Below are 23,471 nucleotides of genomic sequence, written 5' to 3' on the forward strand. Positions count from 1 at the left end.
CAGAATTAAAGGGGATGTTGTGTTGTTATGGACGTGACAGTGTAACAATCTATTTGATCGTCAAGCAGCGGGTAACGGGCGGCATCAGGTAATTCAAAATGCCACCATTCACTGTTAATACCGACAAAACCACCGCCAAACATAATGGCATTGAGCAGCAGGCGGTTACGCTGCGCTGCCGGAGGTACAGACGGGTGCCAGGCATGGGAACGGTCGTGCATTTCATCAAAACCGGCCCCCATATCAAGGAGATGGCCGCGATCGTCCATCAACGTAACGTCAATGGCCGTTCCGCGACTGTGATTGGAACCAATTGCGACATCGACAACATACTGCGGGTCGGGACAGGCATTCCACAGTATCGCCTGCGCCTGCTGGGGGCGATACGCGTCGTACACCACAAGCTGCAGGCCGGCCAGTTGCGCAATGCTGATGCTTTTAGCCAGCGCGGTTACCGCCTCAGTGTGCAACAGACAACGCGCTTCCCGGTAGATAGGTGCGCCGGTAATGTTATCGGCAGTAGCGTATTTAAGATCGATATGCAGCGACGGAAATATCACCGACAGATCGACCAGTTCTGGGAGTTCTGACATAGCACGTTTCCTGTTTATTGTTCGAATTGACCAAATTGTTGTTGTAACTGGCGATTGGTTTGCAGGCGTCCTGCGAGGGCGTCACCCAGTTGCGCCACCACCGCAGAAAGTAATAAGTTGAACAGACAGCTCACCGGTGCCAGTGAGTCCCAGAAATGCCCGGTGTCAGTTTTTACCTGAAGTAAATCAATGGAATAATCCCTGGCCCATGGGCACCACACATCGGTAATGAGCGCCAGCGGAATACAGCGCTCTGTGGCGACACGGCAATATTGTCGCGAAATAGCGGAGTAGGCGCGCATATCGGTAATAACCACGTAAGGCTGGCTGAATCCCGAGTTCAGCGACTCAACCCAACTGCCGGACAGGCCTTCGGAGTAGCTGACTTTAGGTCGCAGGTATTCCAGGTGACTAAAAAAGGCGTTGGCGATCCCGCGGGTGGACTGGATCCCGAGGATGTATACGGCTTCCGCATGCGCCAGCTGCTGTGCAATGCGTAAAAACGTTTCGCCTTGTGCGAGCTGGTAGACGTGGGTAATAGCGTCGATCTCCAGCAACAGCGACTGCTGTGCCCGATCCGGCAGGCTTTGTTGCTGGTGCCAGGAGTCCAGTCGTTCATTCATTCCCCAGGGCTGATACGGAACAACGGGCAGTTCACGCAGACTGGCTTTTGCATCCTCCAGGTTACGAAAACCCAGTTTACGCAGATAACGTCCGACGGTAATGCCGCTGGTTCCGGTTGCTTTGGCGATGCCATCTGCGGTTTCAAATGGGATCTGCACAGCATGGGCTAACAGCCACCCGGCCACGCGCTTTTCGCTGGGCGTCAGCTGGCTAAAGGTTTGCTCTATGCGGGTAAATAACTCTGGTTTGGCTGTCATTACCTTCTCGCTGTTAGTTGCCTGTCAGATACCGTATTTCTGTTAGCGAATTAACAATGCAGGACGCGTGCCATGTGCGTAACAGCTGCACGCCGGCTGTTTTTGTTAAAAGCCAACCGATATTCATTAACCAATGATCAACATTTGTGCAGCGTAGTTCAGTTTTGGTGCAACGGTAGAGGAAGAGGGGTATGAATCTGCTGATTTCGTCGGAACGATCACATTGTGGGCAACATTTATCCCTCAGACATAAGAATCAGTAATGGGAAATATAAATTTCAGCCATATCAATAACAGCAATCTTTATTCTTATGACGGTAGGGGTATTATTTTTCGCGAGCTACATTAACGGTGTTAAGCGCAAGTGTAGATATTATTTATATTATAAATGGAGTACTACAATGAATAAATTCTCCCTTTCTACAGCAGGTATTCTGGTCGCAGCGCTGTTAACCAGTGTCAGCGTCAATGCAGCAACAGATAACGCTAAAACTGAAGTGACTCCGAAAGGTATGAACTGCCAGGAGTTTATTGATTTGAACCCACAAACTATGGCTCCGGTGGCCTTCTGGGTGCTCAATGAAGACGAAGACTTCAAAGGTGGTGACTACGTCGACTATAACGAAACCGTTACGACTGCAGTTCCTCTGACCGTTGAACTTTGTAAGAAACATCCGCAGAGTGAATTAAGTAAAATAAAAGACGAAATCAAAAAAGAATTATCTAAATAAGATTAAACCGTTATTAAAACCCAGCCAAAGTGCTGGGTTTTGTTATTTGTGACGCTGTCACTAATTTGTTTTGTGATACTTAAGAAAACTTTATAAAGATATAAACGCCTGTGCCGATACTGGATAAAAGTTAGCCTTTTGCAGAAGGAGTTTGTATGGCCTGGTATCCTACTCGTATTTCAACGCGTTTAACCATCGGCGGCATTCTGCTGCTTGCAGTAACGACCCTTGTTATCGTGGTGATTATGCTCTGGCGCGGTCAGCCGCGCGTCGTTGAAATCAACACAGCTCTGATCGAAGAAACAGGGCAAGGTTTAACCCGTCAGTTGAGTACCGTATTGTCCCGAATTGAAGGTGAGACCGTCAGCCTGTCGCGATTGGCTGAAGTGTTGCCTAACGATGAATCACTGTACCAAAGCGTTGTTCCGCATCTTATTGGTGAAGGTAAAGACTCGATTATAACCGGCGGCGGCATCTGGCCAGAACCAGACGCCTTCACCCCAGGTGTGGAGAAAAGAAGCTTTTTCTGGGCGCGTAATGCTGAAGGAAAGCTGGTGTATTCCAATGATTATAACGTCGAAGGATCGAGTGGATACCACAATGAAAGCTGGTATCAACTGGCCAAAGGCCATTCACAAAACAGCTGTTTATGGTCTGACGTTTACCAGGATGCCAGTTCAGGCGTCAACATGGTGACATGCAGCGTGCCTTATCAACAGGCGGGCAAGTTTGCCGGTGTCGCTACCACTGATATCCGTCTGGATAACGTCGCTACCTTCATGCAGCAGCAGGGAAACAGCACCGGTGGTTACGCGTTTGTGGTAGACAAGCAGGGACAAATTCTCTATTTCCCGCAGGCCGACCTGGCAAAATATAAAACCATTAACGATTTGGCGCAAAGCGCGCAGTGGCTAATCCCGGTGCAAAACGGTCTGAAATCTTTGCGCCCGACAGATGGGGTGAAGACTATCACGCTGACAAACGACAACGTCCTGAATACCGCGTCACAAGTAATGCTGTTCCCGATGCCAGATACCGGCTGGGTCGTAGGACTTGCAACACCGGAATCTCGTATTGTCGGTCTTGCCAAAGTGATGATGCAGGACGTTCTGGAAGTATTGATCCCTATCATGACGCTGTTGCTGGTGGGATCATGGCTGGTGGTTCGTCGACTGATTTCACGTCTTGATGATACCCGTCAGGCACTTGATGACATCGCGCAGGGAGAAGGCGATCTTACCCGTCGTCTGGATGTTCGTGGCAAAGACGAGATTTCGGCTATCGCCGAGGCGTTTAACCTGTTCGTCGATAAAATCTCGGCCATCCTGATCACCGTCAGAAGCAGTAGCACAGTGGTAGCGAATAACGCCGTTAGCCTGGCTGACAGTAATATGGAGCTTTCATCTCGCGTAACGCAGCAGGCCGCTGCGCTGGAAGAGAGTTCGGCGGCCATGGAGCAGTTAAATGCGACCGTTCATCAAAACGCCAGTAATACACAACTGGCGGATGAGCTATCCGATAGCACCGCGCAAACGGCCAACCGCTGCGGCGATGTGATGCAGGGCGTGATCTCAACAATGGATAACGTCAGCGCCTCATCCGGCAGAATGGTGGAAATTGTCGCGGTCATCGACAGCATTGCGTTCCAGACCAATATTCTCGCCCTGAATGCCGCGGTTGAAGCCGCCAGAGCGGGCGATGCTGGCAGAGGGTTTGCCGTCGTGGCCTCCGAAGTGCGCACGCTGGCTCAGCGCAGTGCCACCGCCGCCCAGGAAATTAAAACGTTGATTGATGAATCCGTTTCTCATGTTGGTAGCGGAAGTCAGCAAATTCACAATGCCGGTGAGCGTCTGGGAGAACTGGTCAACAATGTGCGTCAGGTGCGCCAGTTGATGGGGGAAATACGCGTTGCGGGTGAAGAACAACGTAAGGGCGTTTCCGAAGTTACGCTGGCCGTTACCGAGATGGACAGCACCGTTCAGCAAAACGCCTCATTAATTGATGATGCCGCAGCACGGACGCAGGCGCTGAAAGAGGAGGCGGAACAACTGGCAATGCTGGTTTCGTCATTCAGACTACCTGAGCCTTCCGTTGCCTGATAACGGCATCATTTCCGGGTGCAGACCTTGTGCCCGGATAACTCCAGTATAATGTCCCTTAAGCAAGATTTTCCGGTTTAACTCCTTTTTATTGTGTCTTATAAGGTTTTGAATCATTCCCCACTTAACTCTATAATATTGGGTGTAAAGTCGTTTTTATCCCAATAAGAGCCGATATTATGGATTTAACGCTAAATACTGCAGCCGATATCGTCAAACTACTTTGCGACAGATTGCGTAAAGAACGACTCGCCCGGCAAATGACGCAGGCTGATGTTGCCGCGCGTTCAGGGGTCGGTGTGAATACCGTGTCGAATCTGGAAGCGGGGAAAAATGTAGGATTTGAGAATCTGGTCAAAGTCGCGATGGTGTTAGGCTATGGCGATGCACTGGAGGGGTTATTCAAACCCAGGATTGATAGTCTGGATGATATTTTGCGTTACGAAAAGAGCGCGGCACGTCAGCGGATCAAAAGGAAAAATTCTGATGCCTGAGCAAGTTGATGTCTTCTATGAAGGCTGGGGTGAGAAATGGCTGTGGGGCAAACTGGTGTCTTCCACAGCCCTGACCGGACGTCCGTTGATCGCCTTTGAATACAGTGAAGAGGCCTTACGTAAGGGGCTGGAACTGTCCCGACTGATGTTACCGCTGAACGGTCCCCGTTTACGCAGGGATTTCCCGGCTCATCAGCTGGGATTACCTGGGCCAGTCTATGATTCGCTACCTGACGGCTGGGGTATGCTGTTGATGGACCGACTATTTAAACGCCGCGGGCTCAACGCAGCACGCATTGGTCCATTGGAGCGCTTAACCTGGGTCGGCAACAACGCGATGGGCGCCATGACATTCCAGCCCGTTCAGTCAGATGCCGAGACGCTGTCAAAAGAGGATGTTCCTCTCGCACAACTGGCCGCTGAGGTTCAGGAAGTCCTGAGCGGCGAAGGCGGGGAATTCTTGCAAAAACTACTCCAGATGGGCGGTTCGCCACAGGGAGCAAGGCCTAAGGCGTTACTTTATCGTGACACTGTCACGTCTAAATTCACCACGGCGCCGCTACCCGGGAGCGAAAGCTGGCTGATAAAATTTCCCGCCAGGCATGAGCATGCTGAGGTATGTGCCATCGAAGCGGTTTATGCTGAATGCTTGCGCCAATGTGGGATAACCACGCCTGATACGGCGTATTTCAATCTGCCCGGCGGACAGGCGGCATTTGCCACTCGCCGTTTCGACCGTGACCAGTCGACACGAATTCCTATGCAGAGCCTGGCGGCACTTACCGGGGCAAATTACCAGATACCCGGCGCTTTAGACTACCGGGATTTTCTGCGCGCCACGCAGATTTGTACCAATGATGTCAGAGAAAAGGCAAAAGCGTTCGAACGCGTGGTTTTCAACGTGGCATTTAACAACCGCGACGATCATCCGAAGAATTTTGCCTATTTAATGTCAGCTGATGGAGACTGGACTCTGGCTCCGGCTTACGATGTCACCTGGTGCGAAGGGCCTGGCGGGTATCACCAAATGGACGTGCAGGGAGAGGCGCTGGATATCGAAAGAAAGCACCTTCAGTCGCTTGGCGTTCAGGAAGCTGAGTTATCTGCTGACCATGTGAACGGCATAATCGAAAAAGTCTGTCACTTTGCCACGGCATTGAGCGCTATCGCCAGGGACAAATACCCCGATCAGATAACGCAATCCACGCTGAAGACGATTCAGAAACAAATTGATGATAATGTCCGTCGGTTAATGTCCCGGTAACGCAGATACAGCCGCTACACTTAGCGAAGAATTAAATCTGAGCGGGGCAATGTTATGGCTGAATTTGTCTTGGGTATGCTGGAACACACGCCAGTTTGGGTGTATCTGCTGTTTGCCTTTCTACTTTACAGAGGGATTAAAGCCAGAACACCCGCCACCGTCACGCTGGAAAAGCTGGCGCTGATCCCGGCTATTTTTCTGTTCTGGGATATCTACGATTTAATCACTTATCGCGACCCGACCCTCATTACCTATATCCAGTGGACGATAGGTATTATCAGCGGCGCGATAATTGGCTACATATTAATTAACCCAGACCGTTTGAGCCGCAGTAGCGCACCGCGGAGTATTCATCGTCCGGCAGATTATTCCGCATTGCCATTTATGCTGCTGGCATTTGGCGTTAAGTACGTTCTTGGCGTACTTAACGCCACTGCTCCCGACGTTTTACGTCAACCCGCAATGAGCGCTCTGGCTATCATTACAGGCGGCATGTTCGCCGGCGTTTTTGTGGGGAAATTTACCCGCTACGTGAGCGTCTGGCTCAGACTTCCCACTCAGGACAACTATTAACGTCCCCAACGATTACGAATATAGGTCACGGCTTCCTGCGTTTGCGGTTGATTAAGATAATCTTCGCGAAACAGGATCGTGCCGTTGATGTACGGTTCGGATTCGTTTAAATCGAGCTGCTTTTTCAGTTCCGGCACACCGCCTTTTACCGTCCAGTCTGGCTCTTTTCTCGATGGTTCACCAACTTTATACAGCGCTACACCAATGTAGAGGCGGGTGTTGGTTGATTTCACGACATCTGCCCACCATTTTGCCAGTACATCGTAACGCGCTGCGTCGCGGGCAAAAGGCCAGTAGAGTTGCGGTGCAATGTAATCCAGCAAACCTAGTTGCACCCAACGGCGGGTGTCTGCATACGACTCATCATACGCTGCCGCGCCGCGCGTGTCGGAGCCCGCTGGATCGTGCGAACGGTTGCGCCACACGCCCGCAGGACTGACGCCGAATTCAACCTCAGGCTTGAGTTTCTTGATGGTCCGCGAAACCTGGGCAATCAGCCGTTGCGTGTTATCGCGACGCCAGTCAGCCTTGGAGGCGAATCCCTGGCCGTATCTTCTGAAGGTCTGGCTGTCGTTGAGCGCAGAGCCGGGAGATTCGGTATAGAAGTAATCATCAAACTGCACGCCGTCAACCGGGTAATTCTCAACCACTTCCGCCACGATGCTGGTGATCCAGTCGCGCACGTCGGGAATACCGGGGTCTAACACAAAACGCTCGCCCGCAGTGCGGATCCAGTCCCGATGCAGGACGTATACGCTGGACGGTGTCTGTGACAGAGTGCTGTTTAACTCAGTGACCGTCGAAGGTTTGGTGTTTACGGACACGCGGTAGGGGTTAAGCCAGGCATGAACTTTCATTCCGCGTTTATGCGCTTCATCGAGCATAAACTGCAGCGGATCGTAACCCGGATCCTGGCCAATCGTACCGGTCAGGGTATCTGACCACGGTAGGATCTTTGACTTCCACAATGCGGTCCCATCGGGCTTAACCTGGAAAAAAACGGTGTTAATACCAAGCCGTTTCAGGTTGTCCAGCTTATCCGTCAGCGCTTTTTGCTGCAGGCTGATGCGTACGGCAGGCGAACTGATGTTCACGGATGAGATAGGCGGCCAGTCAAGACGAGAAACCGTGGCCAGCCAGATCCCGCGCACTGGCTCCTTGCTCTGCTGTGGTTTGCTCACCGGAGGTAGCGGAGTGGTTTTGGGGCCGGGCGGTTGTGAAGAACAGCTGCCAAGTAACAACATACTGCCCACAAGTACAGCAAACCATTTCATGTTGGTCAGCGGTAGTCTGGCACGAGAACGGGCGAGAATATTCGCCAGTTTTTTCTGATAATTTCCTGAAAAGAAACCGGATGCTGCCATCTGATTTTGCTCTTATTTCTTTTTATTGCGGCTGTTAGCCCAGGGATCGAAGGCCGGTTCGGGGGTGTTGTTTGAGGCCAGGTCATGCAGCGAATCAAGGTACAGCGCTTCAACTTCTGCCCGCGCCCACGGCGTACGGCGCAGAAACTTCAGACTGGATTTAACGCTCGGTTCATTTTTAAAGCAGTTGATATTAATGTGTTGCGCCAGTTCAGCCCAACCATAACGTTCAACCAGGGCATTGACCTGCATTTCAAGCGTTACGCCATGTAAAGGGTCTTTAGAAATATGAGCATTCATATGAAGTCCAGTTCAGTGGTTCCAGATTTTGTCAGTAGTGTGACGGGAAGAAGGTTACAAGAAAGCAAAGCTGCCAGCAACGGCAGAAAGCGGTATGGCGCGACAAGCCGTACGCCATACCGGCAATGGATGGCTCAATACTCTTTAAAAGCCAGTTCCAGACGGGCAATCAACGGTTTAAACAGGTAACTCATCAGGGTTCGTTCACCGGTCTTGATCGTCACGCTGGCAGGCATTCCCGCTTTAATTTTGTAATCGCCCAGCAAACGCGCGCCCTCTGCTGAAACCTGTACTTCCGCAAGGTAGTAAGGCTGCTGAGTGGTTTCATCAATTAAGCGGTCCGCCGAGATAGTCAGAACCCGGGCCGGAACCGACGGCAACAGGGCATGGTTAAGGGCAGGGAAAAGCACATCAACGGTTAAGCCGGGGACCAGTTTATCAATGGCATGCACGGGTATTTTGGCATCAATTTGCATGGGTTGTCCGGCGGCGACAATATCCATAAGATGTTCGCCGGGTTGAATGACGCCGCCCACGGTACTGACTTTAACATCCAGCACGATACCGTTAATCGGTGAGCGGATCTCGGTGTTATCCAGCTCGTGACGGGTGGACACCAGTTCATCCTCCAGCATTGCCACTTCTTTTTGGTTTTCCGTCAGTTCAGACTCAACTTCACGTAAATATTGATGACGCACCTGGTAGGCTTTAATTTTTAATTCGTTTTGCTGCGATTTCAGTTTAGCAATATTAAGAATATCTTCTGAAACGCTGCCAGATATTTCAGCCGCCTCGCGCTCCAGCACCAGTAATTGCGCTTTGGGGTAATAATTCTTTTCGCTCAGCGCGCGAATAGCCCCCAACTCCCGGTTAATCAGAGAAAACTGGTGGTCGCGATAGCCTTTTATTTTATTGAGATTATCCGTTTGCCCAACCAGACCATCGAGCGTCTCCTCAATCATCGACAGTTCGTCCTGAATCGTTTTGCGACGCGTATCGAAAAGCTTGGCCTGCAGATTTCTGACTTCTGTCAGCCGTTTATTGCCTGAGAATTGCTGCGTCAGCGTCGTATTAAAGCGGATCGCTTCCAGGCCATCGCGTTCTGCCAACAGACGATCTTCGATACTTTTTGCAGAAATATACTGGGCATTTAACGCGCTAAAACGCATTTCGAGCTGCATTTTATCCAACCGGACGAGAACCTGATTTTTCTTCACGAAGTCGCCTTCTTTGATAAAGATATCCGTTACCCGACCGCCGCTCAGATGCTGAATGGTTTTGCGGTTACTCGATACGGTTACCGTACCATCAGCGACCACGCCCGCATCTAACGGAGCTTGCACTGCCCAGAGGATAAAACTACCGACACCAAGCACAATGACGATCGCGCCCCGGATAATCGGCGACCAGATATTGGTATCTACGCCAGCAGATGCCGTATTGTGGGGATTCTTTTTCATCATCAGGCCTCACGTTGCTGTTCAGTAGTGGATGGAGAAGGCGTAGCCACCGGTTTCAGTACGTTGGCCTGACGCAAATGGGCAAAAACCTGATCGCGGGTACCAAACTCCTGTATGGCGCCATCGTTAAGCAGCAAAACCTTATTGACCACGCCGAGCAGCGTCGGGCGGTGTGAGATAATGACGGTAGTTTGTCCCTGTGTACGCAGGGTATTGATGGCTTTAACGAGTGCAAATTCGCCCGCGTCGTCAAGATTAGCATTCGGTTCATCAAGCACGATGAACGCAGGATTGTTATACACGGCGCGTGCCAGTCCGATGCGCTGCCGCTGCCCGCCGGAGAGCTGGTATCCGCCTGCGCCCAACAGCGTGTCATAACCTTGCGGCAAGCGCAGGATCATCTCATGAACGCCTGCCAGTAATGCGGCGGCGACGATAAGCTCACTGTCATTCTGCGCGAAGCGGGCAATGTTTTGCGCGATGGTACCGTCAAACAGTTCCACATCCTGCGGCAGATAGCCAATAGATGGGCCCAGCAGCGCTTTATCCCACTGACAAATATCTGCGCCGTCTAATCTGACTTTCCCTGATAGCGGTTTCCATACGCCAACCAGAACCTTTGCCAGCGAGGTTTTCCCTGAGGCTGAGGGGCCGATAATCCCCAGGACTTCACCTTGCTCCAGCTGGAATGAGATATTACGCAGTAGCGGGGAAGGCTGGCCGGGGGCTGCGGCGAAGACGCTTTCGACGCTGATGTTGCCGTTCGGACGCGGCAGGGTCAGTACCTCTTTCGGTGCCGGATACTCCTTCAGCAAGGTTGAGAGCTGATGCCACGCGCTACGAAACTGCACGAACTGCTTCCAGCTGCCAATAACTTGTTCTACCGGGTTGAGGACGCGGCCAAGAATGATCGAGGCGGCGATCATCAAGCCCGGAGTAATATGGCCTCCGATCACCAGTAAAGCCCCGGCACCCAGCGCAATAGATTGCAGCAACACCCGCACAAAGCGGCTGAGGCTGCTTAACCCGGCCGTTTTGTCGGCAATCTGCGTTTGTAGCGCCAGCACTTTGTTATGTTGCTCCTGCCAGTTGGACTTCAGGGGCGAGAGCATACCCATCGCCTCAATGGCATCGGCGTTTTGCAGCTGTTTATTCAGTTTGCTGGCATTGTTAATGGTTAAGGCGTGCGCTTGCTGAATCGGGCGCTTGGTAGAGATTTCAGATACCAGCGTCAGAATGAATAATAACGTTATTCCGCCGAGAGAAAGGTATCCCAGCAGGGGATGGACCAAAAAGGCGATGAACAGATATATCGGCGTCCAGGGAATATCCAGTAAGGCGAACAGACTATTCCCGGAAAGAAACTGACGAACCTGATCCAGTTCGGCTAAAGATTGCGCCGGGTTGTTATCGCCGGTAACCATCTTTCTTTTAAAGGCTGCGTTAAAGACCAACTGGCTTAGCTTTATATCAAGCCGGTTGCCAAGTCTGACCATAACCTGCGCGCGGGCAGATTCAATCATGGCAATAACGATGTACAAGCCGACAATTAATAAGGTCAACATTAACAGCGTGGTGGTATTTTTACTGACCAGCACACGGTCGTAAACCTGTAGCATATAAATTGCCGGCGCCAGCATAAGCATATTAATCACACAACTAAAAAACAACAGCATCAGAAAAGTGGGCTTCGTTCCCTTTAATGCATCATTCAGTTCTGTTGGCGTATGCTGGCGCGACATAGTCTTCTCCTTATACGATCAATGAACTATTGCCGTTGTTACTGGCAAGGGTAGTGGGCATTTCCAGATAAAAGTCACCAATATTCACGGTGGTCGAATTGACGCCCACCAATGTGATGGTATCTGTACCGATAGTCACAATGGTGTTGCCATTGTTTCCGGTGATAGACACGCTGCTGGCAAAATTACCCGCGTTGATACCTAACAAGACGAGATCAAGGAAGTCCTGCCCGCCGTTGGGGTTACTGTCAAAACCGGTAATTCGGTCCTGCCCAAAGTTGGCGCCAAAGGCGAAGATATCGCTCCCGGCACCACCGTCCAGAATGTCGTTACCTTCCTGACCATTAAGAATATCGTCCCCGCTACCGCCGGAAAGGGTATCCGCGCCCGCACCGCCAATCATGACGTCGTTACCAACTCCGCCTTGCAGGTTATCAGCGCCATCTCCGCCATCGAGGAAGTCATTCCCGATACCACCAAACAACTGGTCGTTACCGCCCATGCCGAACAGATAGTCGTTACCGGTCCCTCCCGTAATGGTGTTCGCAATGGCATTACCGGTACCGATAAAACTACCACTGCCGGTAAATACCAGCTCTTCCACGTTATCGGTGAGGTCGTAGCTGCTGAGGTTGGTTCGGACAACGTCCGTGCCACCATTCACACCTTCAATAACTACATCACCGAAATCATCAACGATGTAGGTATCATCGCCCGTGCCGCCGGTCATACTGTCGGCACCAAGCCCGCCATCAAGCGTGTCATTACCGGCATCACCTTGCAGAATATCTTGCCCCGCCTGACCAGAGAGGTTGTCGTTTCCCGCACCGCCAATGAGCAGATCGTCACCTGCCCCGCCGAGTAAGGTGTCATTACCGCCTTCACCGCGTAGGATATCGCTCCAGGCAGTACCGACGAGGGTGTTAGCCCCGTTGGTACCCACAATCAGATCGCCCACGGGCTGGGTGGTGGTCGACGTCAGGACAACAGGGGGGTTGCCTTCATCGTCGACGACGGTAACGACCACCTGCAATGTTCTGCCAACCATAGCCTGACCCGGCGTATAGGTGGCGGAAGTCGCACCGTTAATGTTGACGAATCCGGTTGGCGAACTCATTCTCCATTGATAAGTGAAATTACCGCCGCTCAGACCATCGGCGTCAGCAATGCCTGAAACCACCGCGGTCAGCGTCAGGCTTTCAGTTGGGGTGAGGTCGTTAATTACCGGCACACCGGTCGTGGCCTGATTTCGCGGTAGGATCGCCTGAGTTTGTGCCGACACCAGGGTTTCAGCGTCACCCATGCGGTCGTTAAAGCTGGCTACCACACGCAGCGGTGCGCCCTGAATAGCACCAGGCACTCTGAACTCAACGCCGGTTGCCTGATCTCGCCATTGGCCGTTGACGAATGCCTGCCAGGTCATGGTGATAGCCACATCCGCCGCCAGCCCGTTACCATCCAGCAAGTTCGCCACGTTGACGTGCAGCAGGTCGCCCACCGAAGGGTTAGGGTTACTGATGGTAAGATCGCCCGTCGCTTGTTGCCCCGTCACCCACAGCTGCTTCCCATCGCCAAACTCCAGTTTTTCGATGTTCAACAGACGATCGATGCCATCATTCAGGTTCAGCGCGGCATCCGGCGTGGCGTGTTCGACGCGCAGGCTACCGTCTGCCATACGGGTAAAGACATAGTTGCTGCTGACATCACGGTACACCGCGACGTCAGTTTCCGTGCCGTTACCTTCATGCAGGATTTCTCGCACAATCGACAGTTGATTCGGTTTCAGCGTGCCGGCCAGCATGTACGATTTCAGTTCAGCCATACCTTCGGCGCTGGTGAGTCCTGCCATACCCGTAACGGCAATACGCACGTTGAGCCATGCATCACCATCAATGATATCGTTACCGGCTTTACCCATAATGCGGTCGCTACCGCCACCGCCGAGTAAAATATCGCTACCATCATCAGGATTCAGGAGCACCGCGTCCGGATTTGTAGAACGCTCTACGCCGAGAATAGCCTGTAAACCGGTGATCCGATCCGCACCTTCCTGGGTCAGGTTGTTAGAGAGGGGAACGCCCTGAACAGGCGCAGTACCTATCGGCTGTTCTGTCCCGGTCAGGATATCGTCGTATTTCCAGCCCGACAGCCCTTCAACAAGATCAAAACGGTCGCGTAGAATAAACTCCTGCTGGTTGACGAAAATAGGGATCCCAAGGTCAGAGTTAGCACCATTTGGGTCGCCTTTATGGATTGCCCAGTCGAAACCGGCCATGCCATTATTGCGCTGGATCCCCGCGCCCTGAACCATGATGTCGTCACCGGCTTCGCCATCGTAGTCGGTGTCGTTACCCTGACCGTTGAGGACATCGTGACCGATAATGGTACTGTTGAAGAACAACTCAGAGTTGTCACCCGCCAGAGTGTCAAACCCGTCACCGCCTTCCAGCCAGTCATCGCCTTCGTTGCCCATCAGGAAATCACCCCCCGAGCCGCCAAGCGCAAAGTCGTTATCCTGACCCGAGAAGACCTCCTGCGCATCTTCGCCGACCACCACGAAGTCGCTACCGCTGCCACCAAAGACCAGATCGTTTCCGTTACCGGAGAAGATAACGTCATGTCCGGCATCACCGTGCAGGAAGTCCGCATCACCAACGGGCGTACCGGTATCGGTAATAATGTCATCTCCGCCATCACCCCACAGACTGTCGATCCCTTTACCGCCGATTAACGTATCATTGCCTGCCGTCCCTCCAAGCACCACATGCCCATCGCCGGTATATTTCAGATACCCGCCATCGGCAAAACTATCGCCGTCAACATCCACACCTGGGTCGCGACGCACCAACAACGGCGAGAGCAGATCCTTCAGTGGATTTCCCCATTTCGGGTCGATTTCCGTTTGCAGCACGCGGTTCACTTCAAAAATATGGTCCGGTGTCTGGAACAGATTTGCGGGCAGGTGGGAGGATCCCTCATCACCAAGATCGCTGTTACGCATTACTAGTGCGGAAAACGAGTTGGCCTCCAGTTCATTGAGTAAGTTTAATCCCTGAACGCGGCTCAGATAGTAGAAACGATCGCCGTCCTGAAGCATTTCCATTTGTGTTTCAAAGACGAAGTTGAAGGTTGAGCCGAGCATGCCGCCAAATTCATTTTTGCGCTCTGCCAGCCCGCCAATCCAGAAATCGACCATATTCAGGCCGGACTCTTTGGTTGCCCACGCTCCGGTACTGTTAAAGAAATCCATCGCATCCGCAGGCGGGGCATTGTTAGCATCACCAAACAACAGGAAGTTTACCGCTGCACGCTTACCTTCAAGGCTGGTGGCATTGAGGATCAGCTCATGCTGACCATAGGCGGCCATAAAGTTAATGATTGAAGCGGGATTTTTCAGGTAGGTAGTGAAGTCAGCCCAACTGGTATAAGGCTTCAGTTGACTATCACCGCTTAATGCAAAAAACTGCTCGCGGGCCTGGTTCAGCGTCGGCATTGCGGTGTCACGGCCACGGGCTATATTAAGCGCGCCTAAATCGAGGGGCAGGCCGATGAGATTATTACGCAGAGCATCGGTAATAAATTCATCAATTTCGTTACCCACCTGACGCGTCATACCACGCACAATTGCGCCAATAGCCTGATCGTCCGTGACGGTGGCCCCGTTGATTTGATTAAATGCTACCGGATTCAGGAATGCTGAAATCAGGTCAATATCACCGCTTTGCATATCAATGTCGGTGCGCGCCACGGTTTCTGTCAGCATTGAATGCCCGAAACGGTAAACCACATGCGCAAACTCGGCAAAGATCATCGGGTTTATATCCGCCGTGTTGGAGAAAACAAACGGATCGACGGCGGGTTGTACGGTACGGGCAAACTCCTCGAATACGAGGTGCTGATATTGCATTTCCGTGGAGAAACGACCTGCCTGGAATAGGTACTCACCGTTCCATACCAGCGTACTGGTATCGGCAGGTAATTCCGTGATTTGATGATTGGGCATCAACCACTGATTAATGAGGTCGATATCACCGGTTTCCAGCAGTGTTGTTTTATATTGCTCAACCAGACGGTTATGCTCGCTGTGAAAAACGGCGTGCACCGCGGTTAAACCTATATTTTCGTTCCCACGCCCGTCACCGGTAATAAAGTGACGATCGAGCAGTTCGTTATCATAGGTTCCTGCCGGTTGCGCTCCTTCGCCCCCAATCGCAGTGTCATCATCTGCCAGCAGACCCGCTTTTGGCGCGGCAGTATGCGCAATATCATCAAGAAACGCATGGCCGGTTCGGAATGTTCCCTCAGGCAACAGACCGCCGTTGGCTTCAACCAGTCCCCCGGTGGTAACAATCTGTACCTTTCCATTTTCACTTAAAATCAAATTACCATAGCGATCCGTAGCCAGCAGGGGAACATTAAACACATCCTGATCGGTGAGTTTAATGCCAAGCAGGGTTTCAGCCTGGTTTTTAACGTCGGCCCAGGTCGCCAGTCCACCGTTCGCACCGCCTAATAAATTCCCGGTAGGCTCAGGTTTCCCATCAATAATGACGTATTCGCGGATGAAAATTTGATGTGAAGGATGGGAGGTGTAGGTTTGGTTTTGGTCGATGAAGGGGGTCGTCAGGTTTACTGTCTCTCGATTTTCATCCACCGTTGCCCGGGTTAATAGCATAAAGTTTGTTGACGACCCTTCCACATATAAAGGGTCATCCGGCTGTAGCGGAATGAAAACGATACCGTTGCCTCCTTTGGGAATCAAATCCAGACCGTGGTCAAAAAACTGGCCAAAGAAGGTCATCCAACCGTTAAAAGCAGGGGAGAGACCGATATCGGGAGACTGGTTAGGAATGGATAACGTTTCTCCGTCTCCTGTAATAGTCCCCCCGCCGGGAGCATCTTTTAATGCGTTAAATACCTCCAGTGCGGCTGGGTTAGATGCCGTTTGATCGGAAATTAAGTTACTAATAATACGTGGGTCGGCATCAATAACGGTGCCACCAATTTGGATATAACTGGTCATTTGGTCCGCATCTTGCCAGTTTAACGCGGTTAATCTCGGCATTGTCTGGTCGGCAGAGCCATATAACTCCTGACCCGGTAGAAGATTATTCCATGAACCATCTACCGTGCGAAGTCCATAAGGTAATAGCGGGCTGGAAACTAATTCTCTAAGCAATTCAGCATTAACGCTACCATCTGGGTTAGTTGCCGCTTCGGATATTTTGATCTGCTTAAGAATAAAAGCAAGATCGTGCAGGGTGACAGTAAAGTCATATTGTGAGGCCATAAGTCATTACCCCTATCTTTACCTGTATTAGCTATCATCACTCTTTTCTTCCACTTACAAAAATTGACAGAAGAATGAGTCGTATAAGATACCTGATTGTTATTGCATGATTAAAAGTCCATATTTTAAAAATGATGTATCCATGACCAGATTAGCGTTATTCTCCTGAGGATTAGTTAGCACAATAAGATATTCGCCTCACTTATATATTAGGTTTTAGAGGTTAATGATCATCGTGTCCCATTGAAATCACAGACATATTTGAGACACAATGTTTTGAGAAGACAAGGTCTCCTCAAGGCTGTAAAGGTTTTACTTTTTAAAACGCATATTACAGTTATGTGATGATCATAACTATGGTTTTTCCGTTGGCGACTTCACTCATACTTTTTTATGAAAAGATTAAATTTTCATTTCTTTACATTAGAATTTATGTCAAATCACTTATTAAGAAGAGTTCTCATTAAGTCGGCATTTAAGATGTCGTTGTGTTGAATTATAAAATTTAATATTGGATAAAATTTAACACGACATCATTCCTGATGCCTGATTATGCTATTAGCATAAATCAATACCGTGTGATAGCTGACCCTACGTTTAGTAAAGAACGCCCCCTCCAAACAGGTAATACAATGAAAAAAAATATAATTTTTCTCTCCGGGATGATCTTTTCGTCGGTCGGTCACGCCAGTGCGCTCTATTTCTATGAAATCGGAACGGAAGATACCGCACTGGCTGGTGCAGGGCAGGCCGCTCGTGCTCAGGATGCCTCTACGCTGTTAACGAACCCTGCGGGGATGACTCGTTTACCTGACCATATGGTCACCGGAGGATTACAGGCGATGGGCGGAGATATTCCCTATACGCTGAATAATACGACAGATGGCAGACAAAGCCCCGGTAATGTAATGACGCTTTTCCCCAATGCCAGCATGTTTTATACGCAACGGCTGAGTGATACCGTTTCTGCCGGTTTGGGTTTGTACGGCAACTATGGGTTAGGTATCGACTTCGGCAACTGGGCTGGGGATCGGTTAATTAAACAAAGTACCATGGTTGCGATGACGCTGAGTCCCGCCGTTGCATGGAAACTAAGTGATAAGGTGTCGGTTGGCGCAGCTGCAGGGCTAAACTATGGTTTTCTGTCGCTAAGCAGAGATGTCGATGGCCACGATGAGAAACAAAGCGATCATGACTGGGCGATGAATTACCACCTTGGGTTATTAATGGACTTAACTGACAATACTCGGGCGGGTGTAACCTGGACCAGCAAGACTGATTATCATTTCAATATTGACGGGACAGCGCGTTTTCCCAATATACCTAATATTGGATATGATCTGCCGATCTCCACACAAGTCCGTGCTCCGCAGCAGGTGATGCTTAGTCTGGTTCACGATATCAACAGGCAGTGGTCAGTAATGGGCGATCTAGGCTGGCAGGACTGGAGCCAGTTTGGCAGCCCGCAGATTACAATGAATGGTCAGCAAAGCGATCGTGATAATCGTCTGAAAGATACATGGCATACAGCGCTGGGCGTGCAATATCATCCCGATGAGCAGTGGCGCATTAATGCCGGTATTGCATATGACAGTTCACCGTACAAATCGCAAAGTGATGTAGCGCTTTCGATGCCAACCGGCGATGAATGGCGACTTGCCACCGGTGCACAGTACCAGATTACGCCAGCCAGCAATATTGGCGTTGCCGTTGAGTATTTGCACATGCAGTCGTCCAACGTCAAATCTGATATCTTTGCAGGCCAGTATAAGAACCCGTGGTTATGGTTTGCCAGTGTCAACTACAGCTATCAATTCTAGCGCCGTTATTCCCGATTAAATATCTCACGCATTGTTAATAGTCACCATAGCGGATTATCTATCCGGCGGTGTCTGGTGACCATCTGCTGGTGGTCTTATCACACACGCTCGTTTAAATAAAAATAAATTTGTACTTTTATTATTGAGCAATTTATGGTTTTAATATGAATCTGTACTACCTTCATGGAATATAGGTAAAAGCATATTGTTTTCAATCTAAATAATACAGGTTTGATTATGCAAATTTCACCTCCGGTACGCCCAGAACAAAGCATACAACGTTTAATGCAAGCACTTGAACCGATTGCAGAAAAGATGAAAGTTGTGCCGCGGCGGCGTATCATGTGGAAATACAAGAATAAGCCTCAACTCTACCTTTTTTTGCAAGGGGAGCTGTCCATTTTACGTTCTTCTGATGGTCTGTTAATCGTGACCGTCTATGAACCCCATCTGTTCGGTATTGCCGAAATGATCCAACCGGTACACGGCCATTTATTGCGCGCTGAAGCAGAATCAACCTTATTACGCGTCGATGCCGATAAAGCACGAGAACTCTTTCATCAACAAGGCTTGTGGGAAGATGCGGCGGCAGTGCTTTCATATCATACGGGCTATCTCTTTTATCGTGATGATTTAGTCGTACAGCAGCGTACTTATTCAGTGATACGTAACCACCTCGAAGAGATGATTTTGTTGCCGGAAGAGACGCGCACGCGAGTCTCTATTTTGGATTATATTCAGGATCGGACCCACTTATCGCGCAGCAGTGTTTTAAATGTTGTATCTGCGTTAAAAAAAGGAGGGTATATTGATTTTGAACGCGGAGGGTATCTTACTTCCATCAATAAATTGCCTGAGCGATTTTAAATAAACCCACAAACAAGTTACAAATCGATTATCTAACTTTAATATTCTATTGTAGTAGCATGATATCAATCGTAAAAAATCCTCCTCATCATTCTCTGAGGAGGATTTTTTGTTATTCAATAAGAGAGTTCACGGACTGGTTAATGCTTAACAGTCCTGTTTGATTATGCTCCTTATAATAAAAATTGTTCATTTGCTGCATTTGTTCGAGCTTGGTTAAAGAAGCATAAACCTGGTACGCCTGGCTATGAACGTCAAACATCTCTCTTGGCTTAACCTCATGAAGATATTCATTTTTTAACGAACTCACGACGTTTTCAATTTGCTGTTTATTATCCTGATATAAGGACAGGGATGCCGAGTCACTACTTGATTTTGACTCGGGTTGTGCCTGAACAACAGGGATCACCATTTTATTGATTTTAACAACTTTCTCTGGGGGAGAAGTATTACAGCCAGAAAGTATCCCAGTGATGAGAAGTAGATAGAGAGTGCGCATATATAGTGTTCTAAAGGCAATGGATGCCAGCCATTATCTTTTTATACAGTCAGGTGTCTACAGCGATTTTGTTTAAATAAAAACAAAAGGAAATTTAAAAATAAATGTCATTGCATTACATTGTTTCATAAGACCATGTTAGCCTACGAGCATTAGATCATAGAAACCTGATAAATACAGTATTACGGAAGCTTCTCAACAATCAGAGCAGCAGGGTTTCTTTCTTCTTGATAATATATTATTAGCGAGGATTTATGAAACTTAATAAACTAGTGAGTTATCTGGCTTTAGCTGGTGTGTGTTCAACATCATTAATATCACTACCTGTATTGGCACAGGAAGGGGCAAAAGATGCGACTGCTCAGACCAAAAGTGCGAATGACGCCTTATATGGTCAATTGCCATTCACTGATAAAACAGATTTTATGAACGCACATAAAGGTTTTATTGCTCCACTTCCCAGTGAATTGATTAAAGGTAAGCAGGGAAATGTTGTTTGGGACCCTCAGCAATATGCCTTTATCAAAGAGGGCGAAAAAGCCCCCGACACGGTTAATCCAAGCCTGTGGCGTCAGTCGCAGTTGATCAATATTGGCGGTTTGTTCCAGGTCACTGATGGCGTGTATCAAATCCGTAATCTTGATCTCTCGAATATGACAATTATGGAAGGGAAAGAGGGTATTACGGTCATTGATCCGCTGGTATCGGCAGAAACTGCGAAAGTGGGAATGGACCTTTATTATAAGAATCGCGGTAAAAGACCCGTTGTTGCCGTCATTTATACACACAGCCATGTTGATCACTACGGTGGCGTTCGCGGCGTGATTGATGAAGCTGATGTAAAATCCGGTAAAGTGAAGGTATATGCACCGGCTGGTTTTATGAAGGAAGCTGTATCTGAAAATATTATGGCAGGTAACGCCATGAGTCGCCGAGCCAGTTACATGTATGGCAATCTGTTGAAACCGGATGCAAAAGGTCAGGTCGGTGCGGGTCTGGGAACGACAACCTCCGCGGGTACGGTGACGCTGATTGAACCCACTAACTATATTACCCACACCGGACAGAAAGAAGTTATCGACGGCCTTACCTATGATTTCATGATGGCGCCGGGATCGGAAGCTCCTTCTGAAATGCTGTGGTATGTAGAAGAGAAGGGAATGATCGAAGCTGCAGAGGATGTCACCCATACGCTGCATAACACCTATTCATTACGTGGCGCGAAGATCCGCGATCCGCTGGCATGGTCAAAATATATCAATGACGTTATTGGCCGCTGGGGTGGAAAGGCAAACATTATTATTGCTCAGCATCACTGGCCGACCTGGGGTAATGAAAATGTGGTGAAGTTAATGAAAAGTCAGCGTGATATGTACCGTTACATCAACGATCAGACGCTGCGCATGGCTAACCAGGGGCTGACCCGTGACGAAATCGCCGCTAACTTCAAACTGCCGTCTGGCCTGGAAAAATCATGGGCCAGCCGTGGATACTATGGTTCTGTCAGCCATGATGTAAAAGCAACGTATGTCTTTTACCTCGGCTGGTTCAACGGTAATCCGGCAACACTGAATGAATTACCGCCCGTTGATGCCGCGAAGAAATATGTCGATTATATGGGCGGCGCCGATGCAATCATGCAAAAAGCGAAAACTGATTACGCCCAGGGCAATTACCGTTGGGTGGCGCAAGTCACTAACAATATCGTCTTTGCTGATCCGAGCAATAAAGAAGCCCGTAATCTGGAAGCAGATGCCCTTGAGCAAATGGGTTACCAGGCTGAGTCCGGTCCATGGCGTAATTTTTATCTGACTGGTGCACAAGAATTACGCAACGGTGTGGTGAAAGGCGCGACGCCAAATACCGCCAGCCCGGATACCGTTAAAGCCATGTCACCTGAGATGTTCTTTGATTATCTCGCGGTACATATTAACGGAGAAAAAGCGGCAAATGCGCAGGCAGTCTTCAACGTCGATTTAGGTGCTGACGGCGGTAAATACAAACTGGAACTGGAAAACGGTGTTCTTAACCATAGCGCTGATGCACAGGCCAGCAACGCTGATGCCTCCATTACGCTTAACCGTGCAACGTTGAACAAAATTATTCTCAAGGAAGAATCGCTGAAACAGGCAGAAGAGAAGGGTGATGTACAAATTTCCGGCAATCATGCCAAGCTTGATGAGTTCCTCGGGTATTTAGATAGCTTTGATTTCTGGTTTAACATGGTAACGCCTTAACTTTAGAGCCAAACCATGCCATAACCCGCCAGCACTGGCGGGTTTTTTATTGTTGCTTATCAGAGTATTGAGTTGTACGAGACTGTATAGCAGTTGCTATACATAAGCCATATGGTATGCATGTAAAGCAATTGCTATACAAGAGGCTTAATAATGAAATCAGATGTCCAGCTCAACCTTAGAGCTAAAGAATCCCAACGCCCGCTTATTGATGCGGCCGCAGGGATTCTACATAAATCGCGTACAGACTTTATTCTGGAAATGGCCTGCCAGGCGGCAGAGAACGTCATTCTCGATCGCCGAGTGTTTAATTTTAATGATGAACAATACGCTGAGTTTATCGAGATGCTTGATGCTCCGGTTGCCGAAGATCCCGCTATCAGGAAGCTACTGGCAAGGAAACCACAGTGGGATTTGTAACCGCACCTGAGCCGCTAACTCACATTCATCAATTGGCGGAATTTGGCAGCGGAGAAATTGTTCTCGATGATTGGTTAAAGCAAAAAGGGCTAAAAAAATCAGGCTCTCGGCGCAGCCAGGACGTTTGTTGTCTGCAAAACAGACACGCGACAAGTCGCTGGCTTTTATTCACTGGCCACTGGTAGCGTCAACCACACAGAAGTAACAGGCAATCTTCGGCGTAACATGCCAGATCCAATCCCCGTAATTATCCTTGCCAGATTGGCCGTAGATCTTTCTGTTCGTGGAAAAGGGTTAGGGGCCGATCTGCTTCACGATGCGGTACTGCGGTGTTACAAAGTGGCAGAAAATATTGGCGTGCGTGCCGTTATGGTGCATGCGCTCACAGACGAAGCTAAACGTTTTTATCTTCACCACGGATTCAAAGCATCTCAACTGCAGGAACGAACTCTGTTTCTCAGGCTTTCATGATTGTAATGAGCAGAGGAGGTCAATGGCCAAACGTGGGCCACATGGGGACTTAACTGAGTACGTATCAAATTGCATTTAACTTATGTTGACCCAAAGCACAGTTCATAAATCAAGTTACGTTTATCATTTTGTTTTTGTTGCTAATTTTTAATCTCAGCAACCATTTCCTAATAATCTAGTTCATGAACTAACGTTATTCGGCCAGCTTCGCAACGGTTTTACACGTAACTGATATAAGGAAAAATTTCGTATCAACCACATCATGAGTATCCAGAATCCAAGAACTAAAACGCTCATCTTTGAAAATTGTAATAAACGTGACAATGTATCCCTAATGCATAATACATTTTTAATCATCTACAGCGG

Annotated in this window: 17 protein-coding genes and 1 pseudogene; 10 read left to right on the forward strand and 8 right to left on the reverse strand. The window is 49.4% G+C overall.

What is annotated here, in order from left to right:
* Positions 1-5: 5 nt before the first annotated feature.
* Together ddpX and SK38_RS05890 are read right to left on the reverse strand one after the other, a co-directional pair.
* Positions 6-593: a D-alanyl-D-alanine dipeptidase gene (gene ddpX, locus SK38_RS05885; RefSeq protein WP_008784783.1), complete on the reverse strand. Its 588-nt coding sequence runs from the start codon at positions 591-593 to the stop codon at positions 6-8.
* A gap of 14 nt (positions 594-607) precedes the next feature.
* Positions 608-1,474, reverse strand: a complete 867-nt coding sequence (locus SK38_RS05890) for a MurR/RpiR family transcriptional regulator (protein WP_048214192.1) — start codon at positions 1,472-1,474, stop codon at positions 608-610.
* 401 nt (positions 1,475-1,875) lie between these two features.
* On the opposite strand from SK38_RS05890, the gene hdeB reads away from it, so the two are divergent.
* The 5 genes from hdeB (at position 1,876) to SK38_RS05915 (ending at position 6,635) form a co-directional block, all read left to right on the forward strand.
* A complete protein-coding gene (gene hdeB, locus SK38_RS05895; protein WP_003019999.1) occupies positions 1,876-2,205 on the forward strand; it encodes an acid-activated periplasmic chaperone HdeB in 330 nt (109 codons plus the stop codon).
* A gap of 155 nt (positions 2,206-2,360) precedes the next feature.
* A complete protein-coding gene (locus SK38_RS05900; protein ID WP_048235367.1) occupies positions 2,361-4,304 on the forward strand; it encodes a methyl-accepting chemotaxis protein in 1,944 nt (647 codons plus the stop codon).
* A 179-nt stretch (positions 4,305-4,483) separates the two neighbouring features.
* Complete coding sequence (locus SK38_RS05905) at positions 4,484-4,798, forward strand: helix-turn-helix domain-containing protein (RefSeq protein ID WP_032943458.1); 315 nt, start codon at positions 4,484-4,486, stop codon at positions 4,796-4,798.
* Positions 4,791-6,062, forward strand: coding sequence for a type II toxin-antitoxin system HipA family toxin (locus tag SK38_RS05910; protein ID WP_048235368.1), 1,272 nt, complete (start codon positions 4,791-4,793; stop codon positions 6,060-6,062). The genes SK38_RS05905 and SK38_RS05910 overlap by 8 nt, the downstream gene beginning before the upstream one ends.
* A gap of 54 nt (positions 6,063-6,116) precedes the next feature.
* Positions 6,117-6,635: a hypothetical protein gene (locus SK38_RS05915; protein ID WP_008784779.1), complete on the forward strand. Its 519-nt coding sequence runs from the start codon at positions 6,117-6,119 to the stop codon at positions 6,633-6,635.
* On the opposite strand, the gene SK38_RS05920 is transcribed toward SK38_RS05915, so the two are convergent.
* The 5 genes from SK38_RS05920 to SK38_RS05940 form a co-directional block, all read right to left on the reverse strand.
* Complete coding sequence (locus SK38_RS05920; protein WP_048235369.1) at positions 6,632-7,999, reverse strand: glycoside hydrolase family 10-like protein; 1,368 nt, start codon at positions 7,997-7,999, stop codon at positions 6,632-6,634. The two genes, SK38_RS05915 and SK38_RS05920, sit on opposite strands and share 4 nt — an antisense overlap.
* Before the next feature lie 12 nt (positions 8,000-8,011).
* Complete coding sequence (locus tag SK38_RS05925) at positions 8,012-8,299, reverse strand: VF530 family protein (protein ID WP_048235370.1); 288 nt, start codon at positions 8,297-8,299, stop codon at positions 8,012-8,014.
* Between the two features lie 134 nt (positions 8,300-8,433).
* Positions 8,434-9,762, reverse strand: coding sequence for an HlyD family type I secretion periplasmic adaptor subunit (locus tag SK38_RS05930; RefSeq protein WP_197089503.1), 1,329 nt, complete (start codon positions 9,760-9,762; stop codon positions 8,434-8,436).
* Positions 9,762-11,501: a type I secretion system permease/ATPase gene (locus SK38_RS05935; protein ID WP_048235372.1), complete on the reverse strand. Its 1,740-nt coding sequence runs from the start codon at positions 11,499-11,501 to the stop codon at positions 9,762-9,764. Before SK38_RS05935 ends, SK38_RS05930 begins: the two co-directional genes overlap by 1 nt.
* A 10-nt stretch (positions 11,502-11,511) precedes the next feature.
* Complete coding sequence (locus SK38_RS05940) at positions 11,512-16,791, reverse strand: peroxidase family protein (RefSeq protein ID WP_048235373.1); 5,280 nt, start codon at positions 16,789-16,791, stop codon at positions 11,512-11,514.
* Positions 16,792-17,423: 632 nt separating this feature from the next.
* Between SK38_RS05940 and SK38_RS05945 the strand changes: the two genes are divergently transcribed.
* Both SK38_RS05945 and SK38_RS05950 read left to right on the forward strand, forming a co-directional pair.
* Entirely contained in the window at positions 17,424-18,611 is a 1,188-nt protein-coding gene (locus tag SK38_RS05945; protein ID WP_048235374.1) for an OmpP1/FadL family transporter, read from the forward strand.
* A 237-nt stretch (positions 18,612-18,848) separates the two neighbouring features.
* Positions 18,849-19,478 carry a winged helix-turn-helix transcriptional regulator gene (locus SK38_RS05950; RefSeq protein WP_003832974.1) on the forward strand — a complete coding sequence of 210 codons (630 nt, stop codon included), beginning with the start codon at positions 18,849-18,851 and terminating at the stop codon, positions 19,476-19,478.
* Positions 19,479-19,590: 112 nt separating this feature from the next.
* Here SK38_RS05950 and SK38_RS05955 read toward each other — a convergent pair whose 3' ends face one another.
* Positions 19,591-19,977: a hypothetical protein gene (locus SK38_RS05955; protein ID WP_008784771.1), complete on the reverse strand. Its 387-nt coding sequence runs from the start codon at positions 19,975-19,977 to the stop codon at positions 19,591-19,593.
* A 254-nt stretch (positions 19,978-20,231) separates the two neighbouring features.
* Here SK38_RS05955 and SK38_RS05960 point away from each other — a divergent pair, with 254 nt between their 5' ends.
* The 3 genes and pseudogenes from SK38_RS05960 (at position 20,232) to SK38_RS05970 (ending at position 23,105) form a co-directional block, all read left to right on the forward strand.
* Positions 20,232-22,214 (forward strand): alkyl/aryl-sulfatase, encoded by a 1,983-nt coding sequence (locus SK38_RS05960; protein WP_008784770.1) that lies wholly within the window; start codon positions 20,232-20,234, stop codon positions 22,212-22,214.
* A 153-nt stretch (positions 22,215-22,367) separates the two neighbouring features.
* Entirely contained in the window at positions 22,368-22,634 is a 267-nt protein-coding gene (locus SK38_RS05965) for a type II toxin-antitoxin system TacA family antitoxin (RefSeq protein ID WP_048235375.1), read from the forward strand.
* Positions 22,622-23,105, forward strand: a pseudogene (locus SK38_RS05970) (GNAT family N-acetyltransferase). Before SK38_RS05965 ends, SK38_RS05970 begins: the two are co-directional and overlap by 13 nt.
* Positions 23,106-23,471: the final 366 nt, after the last annotated feature.

Origin of the sequence: Citrobacter sp. MGH110, assembly GCF_001037515.1 — a bacterium.
Classification (GTDB): Bacteria; Pseudomonadota; Gammaproteobacteria; order Enterobacterales; family Enterobacteriaceae; genus Citrobacter; species Citrobacter portucalensis.